Below are 21,111 nucleotides of genomic sequence, written 5' to 3'. Positions count from 1 at the left end.
GCCCACCGGGGCCCTGCGTGAATCCGTCCGGAAACAGGTCCCGCTCGATCTTGTCGAGTTCCCCGCACACGGGTCGGGGAACTCAACAAGATCGGCTCAGCTCGGCCTGGGTCAGAGGGGGCCGTCTGGGAGGTCGCGGCGGATCAGTTTGCCTGTCGGGTTGCGGGGGAGCTCGGGCAGGAACACCACGTCGCGGGGGACCTTGTAGCGGGCCAGGGATCCGCGTACGTAGTCCTTGATGTCCTGGGCCTCCAGGACCGCGCCCTCGACCGGGACCACGAACGCCCGCAGCCGCTTGCCGAACTCCGCGTCGTCGACCCCGATCACCGCCGCTTCCAGGACGTCCTCGCGGGCGGCGAGCAGGTTCTCCACCTCCACCGGATACACGTTCTCCGCGCCGGAGATGATCATGTCGTCGTCGCGGCCGTCGATGAAGAGCAGGCCTTCGGCGTCGAAGTGGCCCTGGTCGCCGGTGGACATGAAGCCGTCGATGACCTGTTTGTGCTGGCCGTCGGTGTAGCCCTCGAACGGGATGCCGGTACGCACGAACACCCGCCCGATCGTCCCCGGCGTCGTCACCCGGACCCCGTCGGCGTCGAACAGCGCCACGTGCACGGTGACCGGCGGCTTGCCCACGGTTCCCGGTGCCCGCCGGGACTCGGCCGGCTGGGCGACCGTCGCGACGGCGACCTCGGTCGAGCCGTACACGTTGTAGATGACGTCGCCGAACTGGTCCTGGAAGCGGGCGGTCAGGTCGGGTGCGAGGGCTGAGCCGGCCACGAAGACGGACTTCAGCGACGAGGTGTCGTACTTGTTGATGATGTCGGGGCCGAGGGCGAGGATCCGGGTGAGCATGGTCGGCACGGCGACCAGCATCTCGGCGCGGTGGTCGGCGATGGCCGCGAGGATGCGTTCGGCGTCAAAGCGGCGCAGCAGGATGGCGTGGTTGGACAGCGACAGCCCGACGGTCCATGCCCCGAACCCGGTGCTGTGGAACAGCGGCGAGGCGAACACGGCCGCGCCCTGCCGGGGGAACGGGATCCGGTCCGCGATCAGCGCGCTGGCCAGCGGCGACACCTTGGTGCGGGGCGCGCCTTTCGGCAGCCCGGTGGTCCCGCTGGTCAGGATGATGAAGCCACCCGGCCGGTCCGGCAACGGCAGCGGGGTCGCCGGTCGCCCCGCCGCGAGCTCCTCAATGGTGGTCCCACCCGCGGAACCCCAGGTCAGATAGCGCGGGATCGACACCTGCGCGGTCAGGTCGGTGAATTCCTCGTCGTGCAGCAGGATCTTGACCTTTTCCCGCTCCACCACCTGGGCGAGCTGCTGCGGTGCCAGTCCGGTGTTCATCAGCGCGAGCCGCAGCGTGGCCCGGGCGGTCGCGCTGATCGCCAGCAGCAGCCCGCGGTGGTCGCGGGCCAGGACGCCGACGACGGACCGGTCCGGCAGGCCGAAGCTCTTCAGCGCGTGCGCGAGGGCGTTGGACTGCTCGTCGAGCTCCCGGTAGGTGAGCGTGCCGCGCTCGTCGGTCAGCGCCGGCGCGTCCGGGTGCTCGGACGCCGCCTTCATGATCAGAGCTGCCTGCGGGCCGAGCTTGCCGTTGTTGGAGGCCATCTTCAGCAGCCGGTTCGGGCGCGTCAGGTTGACGATGCCGATCTGGTGCATCCGCAGGACCGCGTGCAGGTGCTCGAGCGTGCTCATCAAAAGCCCTTCCATTGGGGGGTTCGGCCTTCGGCGTAGGCGCGGATTCCCTCGAGGGCGTCCGCGGAACCGATCACCTCGCCGGCTATGTCGGAGAGACGGTCGAAGGCTTCCGCGGTGTTCCAGTCGCGGTGCTCGTCGACGATGCGTTTGGAGAGCAGGACGGCGAGGGGAGCGTTGGCGGCGATCTCCTGCGCCAGTTCGATCGCGATCTCCAGGGCCTTGCCGGGTGAGGTCACCCGGTTGACGAGGCCGAGGTCGTACAGGCGCCGGGCCGGCAGGGGCGCGCCGGTCAACGCCAGTTCCAGGGCGGTGCTGCGGGGCAGCGACTGGGCCAGCCGGAGCACACCGCCGGCCGCCGCCACCAGGCCCCGCTTCACCTCGGGGATGCCGAACTGGGCGTCCTCGGCGGCGACGATCAGGTCGGCGGCGAGGGCGAGTTCGCAGCCACCGGCCAGTGCGGCGCCCTCGACCGCGGCGATCAGCGGCTTGCGCGGCGGCCGCGCGGTGATGCCGAGCAGGCCGCGTCCCTCGGTGATCGGGTACTCGCCGCGGGCGGCCGCCTTGAGATCCATCCCGGAGCAGAAGGCGGTATCACTGCCGGTCAGCACGGCGACGCGGGCGGCCGGGTCGGCCTCGAAGTCGTCGACGGCGCGTTCCAGGGCGCGGGCGGTGGTCAGGTCGATCGCGTTGCGCACCGCGGGCCGGTTGAGCCGCAGGACGGTGACCGGCCCGCGCCGCTCGACGATCAGCGGAGGCTCAGCGGGAGCAGGGAGAACATAGAGCCCGGCCGTGTCGATGACCGAAACAGACCCGGCGGAGAAATCAAGACCCCAGCCGAGCGGGTCCGAGGACAGCAACCTGTCGATCAGCGCGCGGTCGGTCACCCGCCGCACCACCCGCGACCCGTCCGGCGCGATCGCCGTGATCACCGCAGCGGACGGTGATCCGGATCGGTCATAGGGGACCGTGAAGGCCTCCAGGACGGCCGGCCCGGCATAGGACTCCAGCGCTTTGCGCGCCGGCGGACGATCCATCCGCACATCAGCATCGATGTCCGCATAGAGCTGGGCGGGCGGCCGAGCCGAGAACACGCCTACGGCGTGCTTGGTCACATACCACCCGAGCGCATTGGCCAGGCCGAACGCTTCCGGCTCAGACCGCAACAAGGGTACGAGATTAGCAATGGAATGCCCCGAGTAATTGTTACCCGGCCCCCCGGCAAAGGTGAGCCCACCGGTGACCGTCAGCTGCCGTTCCAACGACAGTCCCAGCTCCTCAGCCGCGATCTCCACAGCCGACGGGAAGCAGGCGTAGAGGTCGACATGTGAAATATCGGAATTGTCGAGCCCGGCATGGCCCAGGGCAGCCTGGCCGGCGGCACGAATAGCCGGCGACGACGCCAGCGAGGCCCGCTCGGAAACGAACCATTCATCCGTCGCGTGCGCCCCGGCGTGCGGGAAGACCCACCGATCCTGCGGAATCCCCGCTGCCACGGCGGCCGCGGCGCTGCACAGGATGACGCCGGTCGCCTGATTCACCTGCAGATGCGCGGTCAGCAATTTCGGATAGGGCGCCGCAATGGGCCGGTTCTCCTCGGTAACCGCCGCCAGCGACGCCGCATCGCGCTGCTCCGGCAGCCAGGCGAACGGATTTCCGGCCGCGACCTGCGAGAACCGCGACCACAGCGACGTGATCCGCTCCTGATGGTCAGAAACGGACAGGCCGAGCTTGCCGCGCACCGCCGACTCGATCAGCGCGTACAGGTAGATCGGCGCTACCAGGCCGGCCGTCGTCTCGGGTTCGTTGTTGGGTTCGCGATCAACCCCGACGACCCGGCTAGCCGCCGTGCCCTCCGGTTGGTCCGGCCAGCCCAGGTCGCGCCCGGCCTTCTCGGCGGCCGCGGCGGTGGCGGCAGCCTCGGCCCCGCCGACCAGGACGATCGACGCATGTCCGGAAGCGATCGTCGCGGCCGCGTCGTTGACCAGCCGCAGCCCGCCGTCGCCGCCGAACGTGCTGCTGCGCACGGTCTCGGCCGGCCGGGCTCCGACGGCCGCGGCGATCAGGGCGGCGCCGTCCGGGTACTGCCACGACACACTCGGCACGTAGGCGACCGAATCCGCCGACGACAGCAGCCCGGCGGCGCCACTGTCCTGCTCCGCCGCGTGCAGCGCACGAACGGCGAGGGAGACCGGGTCGGCGCCGAGCGGATCGGTGGACCGCTCGGACACCTGACCCACGCCGACGATCACCGGCGTCCACGCGTCGATCTCCCTGCCGGTCCGCTCGTGGCGAACCGGCGCGGGCTTGGGAAGGCGCGGCCTCGCTGCCGCGAGCGCCGCCTTTGCGGAGGCCACATCGGGTACGGGCGAGGGCCCCCGTGACCGAGAAGGATCGGAAGCCGCACCGCGCCGGCCGGCCCCGGTGCCCGTGGTGACCGCAGTGGCCAGACGTGCCAGGGACTTGGTCATCGCGTCGGCCAGGTTGCGGGCCACCATCGGGCCCAGCGGCCCGTCGGCCGATCCGCCCTCGACGCCGCCGTCGATGCGCACCAGCGTCCCGGGCCGGCCGGCCCCGAGCGACACGGCCCCGAGGGACAGGTAGAGCCCGACGACGATCCCCATCGGCCCGGTCCCGTCGAGCCAGATGGTGCTCGGTACGCGTACCCCAGAAGCCGTCCAACGCACCTCGGTGGGCATGCCCATGAGCTTGACGCGCTGCGCGAAGCGCGCGCCGTCGGCGATCGCAGCCGGCGGCTCGCCCACCCAGCCGGTGTGCATGATCAGCCAGTCCGCCATCCGCGCCGGGTCGGCGAGGACCGCGAAGACCGCCTCGGGGGAGGCGTTGATCTCAGACGAGGCGGCGTACGGGTATTTCAGCTCACGCGGCGGCGGCGTGAGGTCCGCTGCCGTGCTGGCCGGTCGTGCGCGCCGGGGCAGCGCCGACGCGGCGACCGCGCGGAGCATGGCGAGGCGCTGACGAGCGGGCATAGACGACTCCCTAACAGTCTGGCGTGACGGTAAGCGAGTGACGGCGGTCACCACAAGACCCGTCTTAACGCGCTGGAAATCCGTAGTGGACCGAACTAACAGTCAAGTCGTACGGTATTTGGCGTGACTGTGGAACAGGGCCGGCGCACTCAGGCGCAGCGCAGCGAAGCGACAAGATCGAAGATCTTGGACGCGACCGTGCAGTGCCTGGTCGAGCGCGGCTACGCCGAAACCACCACGGCCGAGGTCCTGGCCAGGGCGGACGTGCCCCGGGGCACCCTGCTGCACCACTTCCCGACGAAGGTGGACCTGCTGGTCGGCGCGGTGCAGCACGTGGCACGCCGCCGCCTCGACGGGCTGGCCACCGAGATCGCCGCGATGCCCGCGGGGGCCGGATCGCTGGACGACTTCATCGACGCGGTGTGGCGGCATTTCTCGTCGCCGATCTTCTGGGCGGCGCTCGAACTCTGGAACGCCGCCCGTACCGACGCCGCCCTGCGCGACGCGCTGGTCGCGGTCGAGAAAGAGATCTTCGGGACGCTGCGGGCGCACGCCCGCGAGCTGCTCGACGACGATCCGCGCGTCGACACGGTCGTGCACTTCACGTTCGAGGTGCTCACCGGCCTCGCCATGACCGGCATCGTCAGCGGCGACCTGGCGAGCCGCGAGATGTTGATCCGCCGCTGGAAGCGGGCCGCCGCGATCCTGCTGGGACGCCGTGACCCGGACACCCTGGTCGAAAACCCCCGAAGGAGCTGAGCATGATCGAAACCGCGGAACGCACGGCGCTCGCAGCAGCGATGAAGCAGTTCGTCAGCCGGGAGATCCTCCCGAACCTGCCCGGCTGGGAACGCGACGGGCAGATCCCGCGCGAGGTGCACCGGGAGATCGCCAAGGCCGGCCTGTTCGCCGTCGGGTTTCCGGAGGAGATCGGCGGCGACGGCGGCGACACCCTCGACATGGTGGTCGCCACCGAGGCGTTCCTCGAGGCCGGCGGCTCCTCCGGCGCGCATGCGGCGCTGTTCACCCACGGCATCGCGCTGCCGCACATCATCGCCAGCGGCGACCAGGATCTGATCGAACGGTTCGTGCGGCCCGCCCTGGCCGGTGAGCGGGTCTGCTCGCTCGGCATCACCGAGCCCGACGCCGGCTCCGACGTGGCCCATCTGCGTACCACCGCGGTCCGGGACGGCGACGACTACGTCGTCAACGGCGCGAAGATGTTCATCACCTCCGGGATCCGGGCCGACTTCGTGACGACGGCCGTGCGTACCGGCGGGCCGGGAGCGTCCGGCATCAGCCTGCTGGTGATCGAGCGGGACACGCCCGGATTCACTGTCTCCCGCAAACTCGACAAGATGGGCTGGCTCTGCTCGGACACCGCGGAGCTGTCGTTCGTCGACTGCCGGGTGCCGGCCCGCAACCTGGTCGGGGCGGAGAACGGCGGGTTCCAGCTGATCGGCCAGGTCTTCGTGCCGGAGCGGATCATCGCCGCGGTGCACGCGTACTCGGTGGCGCAGCGGTGTCTCGACCTGTCGCTGGCCTATTGCCGCGAGCGCGAGACATTCGGCAAGCCGCTCATCGCACGGCAGGTGGTGCAGCACAAACTCGTGCAGATGAGGCAGCGCATCGAGCTTTCTCGTGCGTACACCAGGGAAGTGGCCCGGCGGCATGCCGCCGGAGAGTTCGTGGCGGGTGAAGTGTGCCTGGCGAAGAACGCGGCGGTCGAGACCTGCAAATACGTGGTCGACGAGGCGGTGCAGCTGCACGGCGGAATGGGGTATATGCGGGAGAGTGAAGTGGAGCGGCATTACCGCGACACGCGCATCCTCGGCATCGGTGCGGGAGCAACTGAGGTGATGACCGACCTCGCCGCAAAGATTTTCGGGTACGGTCGTTGATCGATACCGTGTGATCTGTCGATGCGAGGGGTCCATCGTGACGGAAACGACCGACTGGGTGCCGGCCGGCATCGACGTGAATCGGCCCAGTGCCGCCCGCGTCTACGACTATTTTCTCGGCGGTGCGCACAATTTCGCCGTCGACCGGGCGCTCGCCGAACAGATCGCGTCGATGACCCCGAACATCGGTGAGACGATGCGCTCCAACCGGGTTTTCCTGCGCCGCGCCGTGCGATTCCTGGCCGGGCAGGGCGTCCGGCAGTTCCTGGACATCGGATCCGGCATCCCGACGGCCGGCAACGTGCACGAGATCGCCCTGGAGGCGGCCCCCGGCTCCACTGTCGTCTACGTCGACATCGACCCGGTCGCCGTCGAGCACAGCCGGGCCATCCTGTCCGGCGTCGGCGGCACCGGGGTGATCTGCGCCGACGTCCGCGACGCCGACCGGATCATCGCGGAGAGCGAGAAGCTCGGCCTCATCGACTTCACCGAGCCGGTGGCCGTGCTGCTCGCCGGGGTGCTGCACTTCGTGCCGGACAGCGACGACCCCGGCGCGGCGGTCGCGGCCCTGCGCGACGCCCTCGTGCCGGGCAGCTTTCTGCTCATCTCGCACGCCACCGGTGACGGCCAGCCGCCCGAGGTGATCGAGGCGCAGCGCTTGTCGTCGCGTACCGGCACCGAGATCGCGTTGCGGACCGGCGAGCAGGTCACCGCGTACTTCAGTGGTTTCGACCTGGTCGAGCCGGGTCTGGTGTTCATCCCGCAGTGGCGACCCGACGCGCAGGACCCGGTCGACGAGCATCCGGAGCGGGTCGGTGCGTACGCCGGCGTGGCGCGCAAGGGCTGACACCGCGGTGTTCGCCCGGCGCTGGCGGCAGGAGCTGACCCGGTCGGTGTTCGTGCCCATGGACTCGGCGTCGCTGGACGTGTTCCTGGAGATGCTCACGACCATGCTTGACGACGCTCCCGAGGCGGTGGGCGCGGCCCTGGTCGAGGCGCATCTGGCCGACCCGTCGGTGCTGGCGGCAACAATTCGGATATTGGACGATAAAGCGGTCGCAGCGCGGGTGTCCACCGGCTTCGCTCAGGCCCTGCGCGCCGCCACCATGGCCGAGCAGGAACGGCTCAACGCGGCGGTGCTCGCCGCCCACGCCACCGCCGAACGTGCCCTGCGCAGCAGCGAGTCACGGATGCGCGCCGTCTTCCAGAACGCTGCCGTCGGCATCGGGATCAGCACGATGGACGGGCAGATCGTCCGGGTCAACCAGGCCTTCGCCGATCTGCTCGGGTACACCGTCGAGCACATGTCCACCCTGCGGGTGCCCGATCTCGGCCACCCCAGCGACCCGCCGCACATGTGGCAGCTCTACGAGGAGCTGATCGCCGGGAAACGGGACTTCGTGCGGCTGGAGAAGGCTTATTACCGTACCGATGGCGGGGTGGTCTGGACCGACATGACGTCGTCGCTGATCCGGGACGAGGACGGCGCGCCCGAGTTCACCATCGCCATGGTCCAGGACATCACCGACCGGCTGCGCCTGCAGGACCGCCTCGAACACCAGGCGACCCACGACCCGCTCACCAGCCTGCCGAACCGGGCGATGATCGCCGAACGCCTCCAGCGGATCTTCGACCATGCCGGTCCGGACGCCAGGGTCGGCGTCTGCTTCCTCGACCTCGACGGCTTCAAACGGATCAATGACACCCTCGGGCACCAGGTCGGCGACGAATTGCTGGTCACGGTCGCGCACCGCCTTCTTGCCTGCACGTCCGGGCCGCGCCGGATCGCCGGGCGGATGAGCGGCGACGAGTTCGTGCTGCTCGTCGAGAACCCGGCCGGTCCCGCCGAGCTGACCAGCCTCGCCGAGAGTGTGCTGAAGTCGCTGTCCCGGCCCTACCAGCTCGGCCAGCACCGCACCCGGCTGTCGGCCAGCATCGGAGTGGTGGAGAGCGCTGTCGCGGAGACCAGCCCGGCCGAGCTGATGAAGGCCGCCGACCTGACGCTCTATGTCGCGAAGTCCGAGGGGCGCGGGCGGTACGTCACCTACGACGCCGACCGTGACGCCCGGCAGGCCGCCCGGTACGAACTCGCCGCCGCCATGCCCGACGCTCTCGACCGGCGGGAGTTCAGCCTCGTCTACCAGCCGCTGGTGTCGCTGGCCGACGGGCGGCTCAGCGGTGTCGAAGCGCTGGTGCGCTGGCAGCATCCGGTGCACGGTGAACTCAGCCCCGATCGGTTCATCCCGCTCGCCGAGGAGACCGGCGTCATTCTGGCGCTCGGGCGCTGGGTCCTCGAGGAGTCGTGCGCGCAGGCCGCCTGCTGGGCCCGGGATTTCCCGGACGCGCAGCTGTCGGTCAGCGTCAACATGACCGTCTCGCAGGTCCACGAGCCCACCCTGCCGGCGGACGTCGACAAGATCCTGGCGAGCAGCGGTCTGGATCCGTCGCTGCTCGTGCTCGAACTGACCGAGAGCGCCGTGATGGACAACGACTCGGCCCCGTTGCGCGCACTCGCCGATCGCGGCATCCGCCTCGCGATCGACGACTTCGGTACGGGATATTCGAACCTCGCGTACCTGCGCCGGCTGCCGGTGCACATCCTGAAGCTGGCCGGGCAGTTCGTTGACGGGCTGTCGTCGGCTTCCGTGGTCGACCAGCAGATCGTCGAGACCATCGTGCGGCTGGCCCATGCGATCGGGTTATCCGTCACCGCTGAGGCCGTGGAGACGCAGCCGCAGGCGGATCGGTTGCGTGATCTGGGCTGCGACACCGGGCAGGGCTGGCTGTTCGCCCGGCCGCAGCGGGCGCCGGAGATCACCGAGCTGCTGCGGCGCTCACGAGACGTTGCGGATCATCTGCTGCAGCACTGACAGGGCCTGCTGATAGTCGGCGTCCGGGATGCCGTGGTGGATCCGGGCGGTGATCTCGGGCAGGTGCTGGCGGAGGTGGTCGCAGGCTTCCCGGCCGGCCGTGGTGATCCAGAGGCGGCCGTGGCGATCGACCTTGATGCGCTTCTGGTCGAGCAGGAGTTCCGCTTCGGCGGCGAGGTCGTCGCTTCCGGGTCGCTGTTCGCCGAAAGCACGGCCCAGCTCGGAGATCGTCTGGCCGTCGTCGTCGGTCAGCGCGCAGAGCAGGCAGAACTGGGTGTGCGTCAGCCCCAGCTCAGCCTGCCGGGCCCGGGTGAACGCTGTTAGCGCGGCGTGCGCTTTGCCGGCCCAGTAAGCGGCCGGCTCCACCACGGGATCGTTCATGCCGCGAACGATAGAACCTGAAGTTCAGTTGAGGTCAACCAGCCGGTCGGTGTGCGGAACACTGCTCGCCGGAACGGGCCTGCGCTGAGGCGTACCCTCAGGATCTTGGCCAATCGGCCAAGCGTGAGCGAAGGTCGGAGATCGCGGTCGCATCCAGGCCATACAGGGCGAACCGCGCGTCATCCAGTCGATCCAGATAGCGACCGGCGTCCGCGATGTCCTCCGGATCCAGAGCGGGGTCGGCCGCGTGCGCGAGCCGCATGATCTGCTCCAGGGGATAGCGTTCCAGAGCCGCCGCCACATCGATGTAGTCGCGGACCTCGCGGCGGTTGACCAGGGCGGCGACCTTGGTGGCTACCAGGTCGTCGAGGTGCATCACGGGACCGACGTCCATGACCACCGGGGCGCGGTGGCGGTCGAGGCGGCAGAGGGTGAGGCGCAGCGCGCGGGAGTCGCCGGCGACGAGGAACTCCTGGATGTCGGTGTCCATGCCGGCGAACAGTTCGTCGCCCTCCTCGCGGACCACGCGGTATCCCGCAGCGGTCAGCGCCGCCGTCACCTCACCCGCGGCCGCCCGCACGCCGCCGGCCGTGTCGGTGAACAGGTCGATGTCCTCGGTGGGGCGGGCCACCAGGCCGTTGACCAGCCAGGCCACGCCGCCGCCGAGGACGAAACCGTGTTTGTCCGCAACCGCTAGAGCAATTTTCGCGATGTCGGAAAAGAAGTCGTCGACGCTCACGCGGCGACGTGAGTGCGCAGCCGGGGATGGCGCGCTTCCCAAGCGGCACGGACTCCGCGCGGCAGATTGAGCTCGGGCCACAACCGGGCCAGTGTCGGGCCGTCCAAATGATTGCGCAGCTCGTCGGCGCGAATTGCCTCGCGGAGCACGTTCTCATACATCCACAACAGCATCGTGCGCTGGCTCAGATCGAACGCCCGCTGCGGGTGCCACCAAAGGCGCAGCGGCAACTCGACAAGGCCGGAAGTCGGGCCGCGCAACTCGCTCAGAGTCCCCGCCACGACGACCGGCCTGTGCGGCCGGGCCAGGTGCATCACGGGGGTTGCGCTCGCGGACATGCCCTCAGGGTAAACCGGCACAACCCCGGAAAGGCAAGCCCCTAGGTTCCTAGGATGCTTTAGGGGGTGTGCTGTTGGTGCGTTATAACAAACGGTTTATTCGGCGAGGCGGGTCCGGACCACCAGGTCGTGCAATGCGGATACCGCCGCGGAATCCGGCTGCTCGGGCAGCGCCGATGAATCGCGCGCTTCCTCCAGCGCCGCCCTCAGCCGCGCGATGTCAGTAGCCAGCCGCGGCATTGTTTCGTGCGGAAGCGGGCCGTGTTCGGCTTCCCGCTTCAGCGCTATGAGGTCCGGCACATAGGCCAGATCCGACCCGAGCACACCCAGGTCCGTCTCCAGCTGACCGGTTTTCATCAGGTGGATGCCGGTCAGCAGGACCCGCAGCGTGTACAGCGCCGGCTTCAGCTCCCCGGTCCGCTGATAGAGCTTCTCCTGGGTGGCCGCGAAACCCAGGTAGTGATGCGCGTGGTGCCTGGTGATCAGACCATGGGCGATATCGGTCAGCTCGGCGTGCACCGGCGTGGTGATGACCACGAGCGGAGAGAGCAGCTGCTCCAGGACGTACCCGTTACGACTGTTCAGCATCCGGGCGAACTTGAGCAGATCGTGACTGACCACATCCAGCTCGACACCGTCGCGCAGACCCTCGTGCTGCACCGTCTCCGGCCCGGTGACCAGCCCGACGACCTCGGCGGCCGGCAGCAGATGGGCGGCACGCAGGTCCAGGTCGGAGTCGACCGAGGCGAAACCGTAGAGGTGCGCGCCACTCACGGTCGCGAAAATCAGGGGATAGGGCAGCGCGGCGGCGATCTCACCGGCCCACTCCGGCACGTCGATGGTCACTCTCAGTTCCAGACCTTTCGGGTACGCGTCAGCGAGGCTGATTTTTGCAAAAGGATGCCCCGGGTGACGATGGTTTCGGTCAGGGCCCGGGGCGGCAGGGGTTCTGCGCCGGACGGGGCAGGAGGCCGTAGCAGGTGGGCGGTCGTGGCGGGTGGCAGTGGCCGTGGCAGGTGGGTGGACGTGGCGGGTGGCAGTGGCGGGTGGCAGTGGCAGGTGGCCGGGGCAGACGGGTGGCCGTGGCAGGCGGCCGTGGCGGGCGGCCGTGGTGGGCGGTCGCCATGGCTGAACGCTATGCCGCACCGTCATCCCGCGACCAGCGAATAACCCGTTGTCCACGGCGGACGAGGGCCCACCGTGTGCTCTCGTCATCGCTGGGCGAGGGTTCGGGCGGCCGCCGGCTCGCTCCTAGCTGCGGCTCGCACAGATCTTGTGCGGTTCGGCCGTCCCCTCGACCGCAAACTCACAAGTTTCGGCCGGCTGCCGCCGTGGCTTGGCAATTACGTGTGGTCCGCGGCGCCTCGGTGACGCGGTGCCACCACGATGGTGGAGAGTCCTGGGTTTGTGGGATTTTGTGGGGGTCAGAGCATCCACAGGACTCCAAGATCAGGCGGCGCGGCCGGTGAAGCCTGCCGAACGATCACCCTCCGTGAGGATTCGGCGAGTGACGCCGGTCGGCTACCCAGGCGCAGCCCGCGAGGATTTTGAACGCCGCACCGCCCGGAAGAACGCCAGCCGCCAGCCGCCAGCCGCCGGTCGCCAGTCCTGGATCTTGAGCGATTTTCGACCCTGAGAGGTGGAGGATCGCTCAAGATCGCGGACGGCCACGCACCGCGCGGCATGGCACGGCACTGGGCGGAGGTCACCGCGCGGCGCGGCATGGCACGGCACTGGGCCGAGGTCACCGCGCGGCGTGGGGCGCATGGCACGGCACGGCACAGGGTGGAGGTCGCCGCGCGGCGCGGGGCGGGCGGCACGGCACTGGCCGGAGGTCACCGCGTGGGCTCGGCGCTGCATGGCACGGCGCGGCGCGGCGTGGGGCGCCATGGCGTGGGGCGGGCGGGCGGCCTGACCCTGGGCGGAGGGCGACGCGCGGCGCGGGCGGTGCGGGGCCGCGGGCGGGCGCGTGAGTCAGGAGAGGTTGGCTTCTCTGATTGTGGACAGCAGGTTGTTGATTGCGGCGCGGTTGGGGCTCTCCGGCAAGCGGGACTTCTCCGCCGCTGCCTCCAGGTCGCTCTGCAGCTCCGACGACCACGCCAGGATCGACGGCCACGGCGTATCGCCCCGCTTCACCGCCAGCAGGCGGTCCCGCAGGTGGGCCACGTCGACCAGCACCTCGCCGGTCCGCAGGACGTGTGCGCCCGCCACCAGCAGGCGGATCATGTGCATGGCCTGCTTGCCGTTGGTCTCGCCGGTGCGTTCCCGCCGCGCGTCGACCCGTTTCAGCTGGTCGCGGGCGTAACTGCCGTACGTGTCGAAGACCCGCCGGGACAGGAACGCCTGCCGCGACGCCAGCAGTGCCGAGCCGTCCGGTGACACCGACTCCACCAGCGGAGACCAGAGCACCTCCAGCACCGTCGGGTTCGCCTGCAGTGCCAGCTCGCAGAACCGCTCGATCTCCCAGTTGAACTCCTCGACCCGGGGACCGTCGAAGTGTGTCGGTGGCTTGTCCAGGCTCCAGAACGCGCGGGTGGGCGCCACGAACACGCCCCGCCGGTCGTGGTCGGAGCCCTCTACGTCCAGCCCGTAGGCCCGGGAGCCGACCACGACCGACAGTGCGATGTCGTTCATCAGAGTTCGATGACCGTGCCGTCGATGTCGTCGAGCTCCTCGGCGGTGAGCTCGGGACCGTTCAGGGCGGCGATGTTGTTCTCCAGCTGGCCGACGCTGGACGCGCCGATGATCAGGCTGGTCATCCGCGGGTCGCGCAGGGCCCAGGACAGGGCCAGCTGGGCGAGGGACTGGCCGCGCCGCTTGGCGATGTCGTTGAGGGCGTGCAGCCGCTCCATCGTCTTGTTGTCCAGCGCGCTCTCGTTCAGGAAGACGCTGGTCCGGATCCGCGAGCCGTCCGGGATACCGGTGAGGTAGCGGTCGGTCAGCAGACCCTGCTGCAGCGGGCTGAACGCGATGCAGCCGGCGCCTGCCTCCTCCAGGGTGTCCAGCAGGTGGTCGTGCTCGATCCAGCGGTTCAGGATCGAGTACGACGGCTGGTGGATCAGCAACGGCGTGCCGAGTTCACGCAGGATCCGGGCGATCTCGGCGGCCTGCTCCGACTTGTAGTTGGAAATGCCGACATAAAGCGCTTTACCCGAACGCACGATCGCGTCCAGCGCCGACGCCGTTTCGAAGAGCGGCGTCTCCGGGTCCGGGCGGTGGTGGTAGAAGATGTCGACGTAGTCCAGGCCGAGCCGGGTCAGCGACTGGTCCAGCGACGACACCAGGTACTTCCGTGATCCCCAGTCGCCGTACGGCCCGTCCCACATCGTGTAGCCGGCCTTGGTGGAGATGACCAGCTCGTCACGGTACGGCGCGAGGTCGGACGACAGCAGCCTGCCGAAGTTCGACTCCGCGCTGCCGGGCGGCGGGCCGTAGTTGTTGGCCAGGTCGAAATGGGTGACACCGAGGTCGAAGGCGCGCCGGACGATCTCACGCTGCGTGGAAAGACCACGGGTGTCGCCGAAGTTGTGCCAGAGGCCGAGCGAGATGGCGGGGAGCTTGAGGCCGCTGCGACCGGCGCGCCGGTAGGTCATCGAGTCGTAGCGGGCGGAATCAGGGGTGTACGTCACACACCACACCCTAGGACTGTGATCCAACCGGGTGTGCGCTGGTAGGTTGGTCGTGCCGGCAACACCTGTGCGGAAGAGACCGTCTTAGCGGACGGCGCCGAAGGGGCAAACCCTCCCCGGAAAACTCTCAGGCAAAAGAACCCCACGGGTAGGCAACTCTGAAGTGCCGCAGTCTGGGTATGACAGAGGGGGAGGTTGTTAGTCGACCTTTCTCACGCCTCTGGAGTCGCCCATGTCGTCACCTTTCGTCTCCCGGCACATCGGTTCGGACTCGGACGAGCACACCCACATGCTCAAGGTCGTCGGCCACAACTCGCTCGACGAGCTGATGGACGCCGCGATCCCGGAGAGCATCCGGTTCCACGGTGAGCTCGACCTGCCGGCCGGCATCTCCGAGGAAGAGGCGATCGCCGAGCTCCGTGTCATCGCGAGCCGCAACACGGTCGCCACCCCGATGATCGGCCTCGGCTACTACGGCACCCACACCCCCGCGGTGATCAAGCGGAACGTGCTGGAGAGCCCCGCCTGGTACACGGCGTACACCCCGTACCAGCCGGAGATCAGCCAGGGGCGGCTCGAGGCGCTGCTGAACTTCCAGACCATGGTCACCGACCTGACCGGGCTGACCACCGCGAACGCCAGCATGCTCGACGAGGCCACGGCGGTCGCCGAGGCGATGACACTCGCGCGCCGCGCGTCCAAGGTCAAGAGCCTGGTGTACGCCGTCGACGCGGACACGTTGCCGCAGACGCTTGCCGTTCTGCGTACCCGGGCGGAACCGCTCGGACTCCAGGTCGTCCTGGTCGACCTCGACACCGAGGAGCTGCCCGAGGAGTTCTTCGGGCTGCACCTGCAGTACCCGGGCGCGTCCGGCGCGATCCGCGACCACCAGGCCCTCGTCGAGGCCGCGCACGCCAAGGGTGCCCTGGTCACGGTCGCCGCCGACCTGCTCGCGCTGACGCTGCTGCGCGCGCCGGGCGAGGTCGGCGTGGACATCGCGGCCGGCACCACCCAGCGCTTCGGCGTACCGCTCGGTTTCGGTGGACCGCACGCCGGTTACCTCGCGGTGCGCGCCGGGCTGGAGCGGTCGCTTCCCGGCCGCCTGGTCGGTGTGTCGAAGGACGCTGACGGCGCCCCGGCCTACCGGCTGGCGCTGCAGACCCGGGAGCAGCACATCCGCCGGGAGAAGGCGACCAGCAACATCTGCACGGCGCAGGTGCTGCTCGCGGTGATGGCCGGCATGTACGCCGTCTACCACGGTCCCGCGGGCCTGCGTGCCATCGCTGAGCGTACCCATGGGCAGGCTAAGAAGATCGCAGCGGGACTCGCCGCAGCGGGCGTGGAGATCACGCAGGCCGCGTTCTTCGACACCGTGACCGCGCGGGTGCCCGGCAAGGCCGCGGCGATCGTGGCAGCGGCGGCGACCCAGAACGTCGATCTGCGGCTGGTGGACGCCGACCACGTGTCGATCTCCACCGACGAGACGACGACGAGCGCGCACGTCGCGACGGTTCTCCAGGCATTCGGTGCGACAAAGACCGAGAAATCCGGCGAAGCCGTGATTCCGGCGGCGTTGAACCGGACCACGGACTACCTGACCCACCCGGTCTTCAACACGCATCACTCCGAGACGGCGATGCTGCGTTACCTGCGCAAACTCTCCGACCGTGACTACGCCCTCGACCGTGGCATGATCCCGCTCGGCTCCTGCACGATGAAGCTGAACGCCACCACCGAGATGGAAGCGGTCACCTGGCCGGAGTTCGCCAACATCCACCCCTACGCGCCCAAGAGCCAGACCCAGGGGTACGAGGACCTGGTCGCCCAGCTGGAGGCCTGGCTCGCCGAGATCACCGGTTACGACGCGGTCAGCGTCCAGCCGAACGCCGGCAGTCAGGGTGAGCTGGCCGGGCTGCTCGCCATCCGCGGGTACCACCGCGACCGCGGCGAGAGCCACCGTGACGTCTGCCTGATCCCGTCGAGCGCGCACGGCACCAACGCGGCCAGTGCCGTGATGGCCGGCATGCGGGTCGTCGTGGTGGCCTGCGACGCGGACGGCAACGTCGACCTGACCGACCTGGACGCCAAGATCGAGAAGCACCGGGAGAACCTTTCGGCGATCATGGTGACCTACCCGTCGACGCACGGCGTCTACGAGACCAGCATCGCCGAGCTGTGCGGCAAGGTGCACGACGCCGGCGGCCAGGTCTACGTCGACGGTGCGAACCTCAACGCGCTCGTCGGGTTCGCCAAGCCGGGCAAGTTCGGCGCGGACGTGTCCCACCTGAACCTGCACAAGACGTTCTGCATCCCGCACGGCGGCGGCGGTCCCGGCGTCGGCCCGGTCGCGGTCCGCGAACACCTCGCCGCGTTCCTGCCCGGCGACCCGCTGGAGACCGGTGACCACCACGCGGTGTCGGCGGCCGCGCACGGCAGCGCCGGCATCCTGCCGATCAGCTGGGCGTACGTACGCATGATGGGCCCGGACGGGCTGGCCGCGGCGACAGCGGCGGCGGTGCTGTCCGCGAACTACGTGGCGGCGCGGCTGCGCGATCACTACCCGGTGCTGTACGCCGGCAACAACGGCCTGGTCGCGCACGAGTGCATCCTCGACCTGCGGCCGATCACCAAGGCCACCGGTGTGAGTGTCGACGACGTCGCGAAGCGGCTCATCGATTACGGGTTCCACGCGCCGACCATGTCGTTCCCGGTCGCCGGCACCCTCATGGTGGAGCCGACCGAGAGCGAGGACCTCGCCGAGCTGGACCGATTCATCGCGGCGATGATCTCGATCAAGGGTGAGATCGACCAGGTGGCCTCGGGCGTCTGGCCGAAGGACGACAACCCGCTGTCGAACGCGCCGCACACCGCGTCGGCGGTCTCCGCTGACGAGTGGGCTCACCCGTACCCGCGGTCGGTCGCCGGCTTCCCCGAAGGGGTGGACCGTACGGCGAAGTACTGGCCGCCGGTTCGCCGTATCGACGGTGCTTTCGGCGACCGTAACCTGGTCTGCTCGTGCCCGTCGCCGGAGGCGTTCGAGGACTGAGCCGACTCCCGTCGCTTGCGCAGGTCGCGGTCCTTCAGGGGATCGCGGCCTGCGCCGTCTCGGGATGGTTACGCTGAGTTGCTTTTTTAACGGTAATTTCTCAGGCTGCCAGGGCGTGCACGGCCGGGCCGCGGTGCGGCTCGATCAAGGTGCCGTCCGGAAGCAGTTCACCGGTGTCCTCGAAAACGATGACTCCGTTGCAGAGCAGGCTCCAGCCCTGCTCGCAGAAGGTGACGATGACCTTCGCGGCCTCACGGTCGGTCGCGTCGGACGTGGGACAGGGGATCAGGTGCTGGCACATCTTGCTCGATCTCCGTTTGGGGGCTGTGTGAAGGTTCACAAAGTCGGTGTCGGACGTTACCTCACTTGGAACGACGGCGGTTCAACCCGGTGACGCCGATTTCTCATGAGTTCGCGTCTTCGATGGTCCACGGGACGGGGTCTGTCGGCCACCCCGTAACGGCTCCTTTCGGGGCCCCTCCGGCGGCACCGACCGCCTGCCAGGCCCGTCACCATGCGTTACGTACCTTTCGATGGCACCGGGGTGATCCCGGTGACCCCGCCGAGCTTCTGTCCGGATTTCTGGCCGGCAACGGACTGCCGGTGCGAAACCTTGGCCGAACGGATGACAAAAAGAAGACGTTCGGCGATGGCACTATTTGCGGGGCAGCACTCTACGTGTCCGCGGATGCCGGATGCGTGATGGCTGGGGCGGAGCTCGGGCCACCCTCTCCCGTTCCCTGCGTTCCTGACGTTTATGCCGTCGTCTACGAACATTTCTCAAAAAAAGTGGAGAAATCCGTCCAGACCGGCTCCGAGTGGAAGCTCGGGGCGTGGCAGGACAGCTGGACCCGCGCCGAACACGCCCACGCCGTCGAGCAGGTCCGCGCCGCCATCGCCCGCGGCGACGTCTACCAGGTCAACGTGGTCGGCCACGCCGCCGCGCCGTACACGGGCGACCCGTCCGCGGCCCTGCGACGGGTGGCGGCCCTCGCCGGCGCCCGTTACGGCGGAGTCCTGCGCGACGAAGCCTGGGCGCTCGCCACCGCCTCCCCGGAGACCCTCGTCGAGGTCCGTGACGGCCGGGTCATCACCCGCCCGATCAAAGGCACCCGCCCGGCCACCGCACAGGGCCGCCGCGAGCTGCTCGCCTCGGCCAAGGAACGCGCCGAACACATCATGATCGTCGACCTGGAGCGCAACGACCTGGCCCGGCTGCCCGGCACCGGCCCGGTACGCGTCGACGAGCTCTTCGCCGTCCGCGAGTGGAGTGGCCTCTGGCAGGCCGAGTCCGTGGTCTCCGCGCCCCTGGACGGCGACGTCGGGCTCGCCGACCTGCTCCGCGCCGTCTGCCCCGGCGGCAGCGTCACCGGCGCCCCCAAGCTGGCCGCCCTCGCCCAGATCGCCGCCCTCGAACCGGTCGGCCGCGGCGTCAGCATGGGCGCCCTGGGCTGGATCGGTCACGACCACGTCGATCTGGGCCTGAGCATCCGCACCGTGGTCGCCGACGGCACCCGGGTGCACGCCTGGGCCGGCGGCGGCATCACTGCGGACAGTGACGCGATCGCGGAGGTCGACGAGGCCGCCGCGAAGGCCGGCCCGTTACGGTCCGCGCTCAGCTCATAGCCCGTTCATAGCCTGCTCCGAGCCGTCTCTACCGGTTCCGTGCCACTGTCGGCGTCTGCCCCCGGAACAGGGGGTCGAGCGCGTAATTTCACCTTCGCGCGTAACCGAGAAGGTCCACATTGGCACGCTCCGTGTCCATAGGTGGCGGCAGGAAGAGGCGACACCATGCTTGATCTGCTCGAGAAACCGGCCGCGGTCAGTAGGACCGTCCGGTCCGGCATCCGGATCCGGATGATCCCGCCGGCCGCGACCCGCCGCGCCGGCTTCGAGCAGTTCGCCCAGACGTCCCTGACCCGGCTGCACAGCACCGCGTACCAGCTCTGCCACGACTGGCATCTCGCCCAGGACCTGACCCAGACCACGCTCACCAAGCTCTTTCAGAGCTGGGACCGGGCCTGCGAGAGCGACAACCTTCCCGCGTACGCGCAGAAGATCCTGCTCCGGGTCTACCTCGACCACCGGCGGCGGCGCAGCTCCACCGAGGTGTTCCTGGGCGGGATGCGCGAGCCGGCCTACGAGATCAGCCCCGACCTGCGGCTCGACCTGCTCGGGGCGCTGTCCCGGCTGCCCGCCCGGGACCGGACCATCGTCGTGCTGCGCTACTTCGCCGACCACAGCGTCGAGCAGGTCTCCGCCGAGCTGGGTGTGCCGATCAACGTGGTGAAGAGCCAGACCCGCCGCTCGCTGATCAAGCTGCGACACATGCTCGGCACCGACCGGCGCGCCCTGTTCGCGTAACGGGTGACTAGTCTTTGACGCATGACAGTTCGGCCCATCCGCATCTTCGGCGACCCGGTCCTGCGCACGCCCGCCGACCCGGTCACCGACTTCGACGCCTCGCTGCGCGAGATCATCGGCGACCTGGAGGACACCGTCCGCGAGCCCGGCCGGGCCGGCGTCGCGGGCCCGCAGATCGGCGTCAGCCTGCGGATCTTCTCCTACAACGTCGGCGGCGTCGTCGGACACCTGATCAACCCGGTTCTCAGCGACCACGAGGGTGAGCAGACCGAGGAGGAGGGCTGCCTGTCGCTGCCCGGCCTCGGCTACGACACCACCCGCGCGCTGAAGGTGACCGCGACCGGTTTCGATCAGTACGGCGAACCTCTGGTGATCAGCGGCGAGGGTTTCCTGGCGCGGGCGTTGCAGCACGAGGTCGACCACCTCGACGGCCGCCTCTACGTCGACACGCTGTCCGGCGACGTCCGCCGCCAGGCGCTGCGCGAGCTGCGCCGGGTCGTCCCGCGTGCCTGACATCTCGAAGCTGGCTGCCGGATACCTGAGCGCCGGTGACCCGACCGGCTGGTTCGAGCCGCTCTACGCGCAGGCGGAGGCGGGCGGCGCCGAGGTGCCGTGGGACGTACCCGAAGCCAGCGCGCACCTGCGCGCCTTCCCGCTGCCGCCCGGCGCGGGGCGACGCGCGCTGGTCGTCGGTTGCGGTCCGGGCCGCGACGCCGAGCACATCGCGGCTCGGGGGTACGCGACCACGGCCTTCGACATCGCACCGACCGCGATCGAGCTGGCCCGCACCCGGCACCCGGACAGCCCGGTCGACTACGTGGTGGCCGACCTGCTCGATCCGCCGGCCGGGTGGCGTCAGGGGTTCGACCTGGTGCTGGAGAGCAACAACGTGCAGGCGCTGCCGCAGTCGATCCGGGCCGCCGCGATCACCTCGGCAGGTACCTTCGTGGCGCCCGGCGGCACGCTGCTGGTGCTCGCGGCGGCCGCGGTCACCGGTGGTGGCGAGGGCCCGCCGTGGCCGCTGACCCGCGACGAGATCGACGGATTCGCGGCCGGCGGGCTGCGGCAGGTCTCGGTCGAGCAGACCGAGGCACCGGGCACCCGGCTGCACTCGCGCTGGCGGGCGGTCTTCACCCGTTGATCGTGTTTGCCCTG

General features: G+C 69.5%; 18 protein-coding genes and 1 riboswitch. Of the genes, 9 read left to right on the top strand and 9 right to left on the bottom strand.

Annotated elements, in window-relative coordinates:
- Positions 1 to 111: 111 nt before the first annotated feature.
- Positions 112 to 1,698, bottom strand: coding sequence for an acyl-CoA synthetase (locus B0I29_RS28960; protein ID WP_111652272.1), 1,587 nt, complete (start codon positions 1,696 to 1,698; stop codon positions 112 to 114).
- Positions 1,698 to 4,688 (bottom strand): type II toxin-antitoxin system Rv0910 family toxin, encoded by a 2,991-nt coding sequence (locus tag B0I29_RS28955; protein ID WP_111652271.1) that lies wholly within the window; start codon positions 4,686 to 4,688, stop codon positions 1,698 to 1,700. The genes B0I29_RS28960 and B0I29_RS28955 overlap by 1 nt, the downstream gene beginning before the upstream one ends.
- Positions 4,689 to 4,811: 123 nt before the next feature.
- Between B0I29_RS28955 and B0I29_RS28950 the strand changes: the two genes are divergently transcribed.
- Genes B0I29_RS28950 through B0I29_RS28935 form a run of 4 tightly spaced genes read left to right on the top strand, consistent with a single transcriptional unit; the run spans position 4,812 to position 9,459 of the window.
- A complete protein-coding gene (locus tag B0I29_RS28950; protein WP_111652270.1) occupies positions 4,812 to 5,447 on the top strand; it encodes a TetR/AcrR family transcriptional regulator in 636 nt (211 codons plus the stop codon).
- The gene (locus tag B0I29_RS28945) at positions 5,444 to 6,589 is read left to right on the top strand and encodes an acyl-CoA dehydrogenase family protein (protein ID WP_220091424.1); all 1,146 of its coding nucleotides are present in this window, start codon (positions 5,444 to 5,446) and stop codon (positions 6,587 to 6,589) included. Before B0I29_RS28950 ends, B0I29_RS28945 begins: the two co-directional genes overlap by 4 nt.
- A gap of 37 nt (positions 6,590 to 6,626) precedes the next feature.
- Entirely contained in the window at positions 6,627 to 7,436 is an 810-nt protein-coding gene (locus B0I29_RS28940; protein ID WP_111652268.1) for an SAM-dependent methyltransferase, read from the top strand.
- Complete coding sequence (locus tag B0I29_RS28935; protein WP_111652267.1) at positions 7,405 to 9,459, top strand: putative bifunctional diguanylate cyclase/phosphodiesterase; 2,055 nt, start codon at positions 7,405 to 7,407, stop codon at positions 9,457 to 9,459. The genes B0I29_RS28940 and B0I29_RS28935 overlap by 32 nt, the downstream gene beginning before the upstream one ends.
- On the opposite strand, the gene B0I29_RS28930 is transcribed toward B0I29_RS28935, so the two are convergent.
- The 6 genes from B0I29_RS28930 to mgrA form a co-directional block, all read right to left on the bottom strand.
- Positions 9,424 to 9,840 carry a MarR family winged helix-turn-helix transcriptional regulator gene (locus tag B0I29_RS28930; RefSeq protein ID WP_111652266.1) on the bottom strand — a complete coding sequence of 139 codons (417 nt, stop codon included), beginning with the start codon at positions 9,838 to 9,840 and terminating at the stop codon, positions 9,424 to 9,426. The genes B0I29_RS28935 and B0I29_RS28930 overlap by 36 nt on opposite strands.
- A gap of 97 nt (positions 9,841 to 9,937) precedes the next feature.
- A complete protein-coding gene (locus B0I29_RS28925; RefSeq protein ID WP_111652265.1) occupies positions 9,938 to 10,579 on the bottom strand; it encodes a nucleotidyl transferase AbiEii/AbiGii toxin family protein in 642 nt (213 codons plus the stop codon).
- The gene (locus B0I29_RS28920) at positions 10,576 to 10,917 is read right to left on the bottom strand and encodes a hypothetical protein (RefSeq protein WP_111652264.1); all 342 of its coding nucleotides are present in this window, start codon (positions 10,915 to 10,917) and stop codon (positions 10,576 to 10,578) included. Before B0I29_RS28920 ends, B0I29_RS28925 begins: the two co-directional genes overlap by 4 nt.
- A gap of 96 nt (positions 10,918 to 11,013) precedes the next feature.
- A complete protein-coding gene (locus tag B0I29_RS28915) occupies positions 11,014 to 11,763 on the bottom strand; it encodes a nucleotidyltransferase domain-containing protein (RefSeq protein ID WP_111652263.1) in 750 nt (249 codons plus the stop codon).
- A 1,128-nt stretch (positions 11,764 to 12,891) separates the two neighbouring features.
- A complete protein-coding gene (locus B0I29_RS28910) occupies positions 12,892 to 13,551 on the bottom strand; it encodes a nucleotidyltransferase domain-containing protein (protein ID WP_111652262.1) in 660 nt (219 codons plus the stop codon).
- Positions 13,551 to 14,546, bottom strand: a complete 996-nt coding sequence (mgrA, locus tag B0I29_RS28905) for an L-glyceraldehyde 3-phosphate reductase (RefSeq protein WP_111652261.1) — start codon at positions 14,544 to 14,546, stop codon at positions 13,551 to 13,553. Before mgrA ends, B0I29_RS28910 begins: the two co-directional genes overlap by 1 nt.
- Positions 14,547 to 14,606: 60 nt before the next feature.
- Positions 14,607 to 14,699, top strand: a riboswitch (glycine riboswitch).
- Between the two features lie 79 nt (positions 14,700 to 14,778).
- Between mgrA and gcvP the strand changes: the two genes are divergently transcribed.
- Entirely contained in the window at positions 14,779 to 17,592 is a 2,814-nt protein-coding gene (gene gcvP, locus B0I29_RS28900) for an aminomethyl-transferring glycine dehydrogenase (protein ID WP_111652260.1), read from the top strand.
- Between the two features lie 100 nt (positions 17,593 to 17,692).
- Here the strand turns inward: gcvP and B0I29_RS28895 are convergent, their stop codons facing one another.
- Entirely contained in the window at positions 17,693 to 17,893 is a 201-nt protein-coding gene (locus B0I29_RS28895) for a DUF5999 family protein (protein WP_111652259.1), read from the bottom strand.
- 122 nt (positions 17,894 to 18,015) lie between these two features.
- On the opposite strand from B0I29_RS28895, the gene B0I29_RS28890 reads away from it, so the two are divergent.
- The 4 genes from B0I29_RS28890 to B0I29_RS28875 all read left to right on the top strand — a co-directional run bounded on the left by B0I29_RS28890 (position 18,016) and on the right by B0I29_RS28875 (position 21,097).
- Positions 18,016 to 19,218: a chorismate-binding protein gene (locus B0I29_RS28890; RefSeq protein ID WP_111652258.1), complete on the top strand. Its 1,203-nt coding sequence runs from the start codon at positions 18,016 to 18,018 to the stop codon at positions 19,216 to 19,218.
- Between the two features lie 165 nt (positions 19,219 to 19,383).
- The gene (locus B0I29_RS28885) at positions 19,384 to 19,956 is read left to right on the top strand and encodes a sigma-70 family RNA polymerase sigma factor (RefSeq protein ID WP_111652257.1); all 573 of its coding nucleotides are present in this window, start codon (positions 19,384 to 19,386) and stop codon (positions 19,954 to 19,956) included.
- A gap of 21 nt (positions 19,957 to 19,977) precedes the next feature.
- Positions 19,978 to 20,469, top strand: coding sequence for a peptide deformylase (gene def / locus B0I29_RS28880; protein ID WP_111652256.1), 492 nt, complete (start codon positions 19,978 to 19,980; stop codon positions 20,467 to 20,469).
- On the top strand, positions 20,462 to 21,097 hold the full coding sequence (locus B0I29_RS28875; protein WP_111652255.1) for a class I SAM-dependent methyltransferase: 636 nt from the start codon (positions 20,462 to 20,464) through the stop codon (positions 21,095 to 21,097). Before def ends, B0I29_RS28875 begins: the two co-directional genes overlap by 8 nt.
- The last annotated feature ends 14 nt before the right edge of the window (positions 21,098 to 21,111 follow it).

It is taken from the genome of Actinoplanes lutulentus, from assembly GCF_003259845.1.
Classification (GTDB): domain Bacteria; phylum Actinomycetota; class Actinomycetes; order Mycobacteriales; family Micromonosporaceae; genus Actinoplanes; species Actinoplanes lutulentus.
Note: the sequence above shows the minus strand (reverse complement) of the source record. Positions and strands in the feature narration are given on the sequence as shown.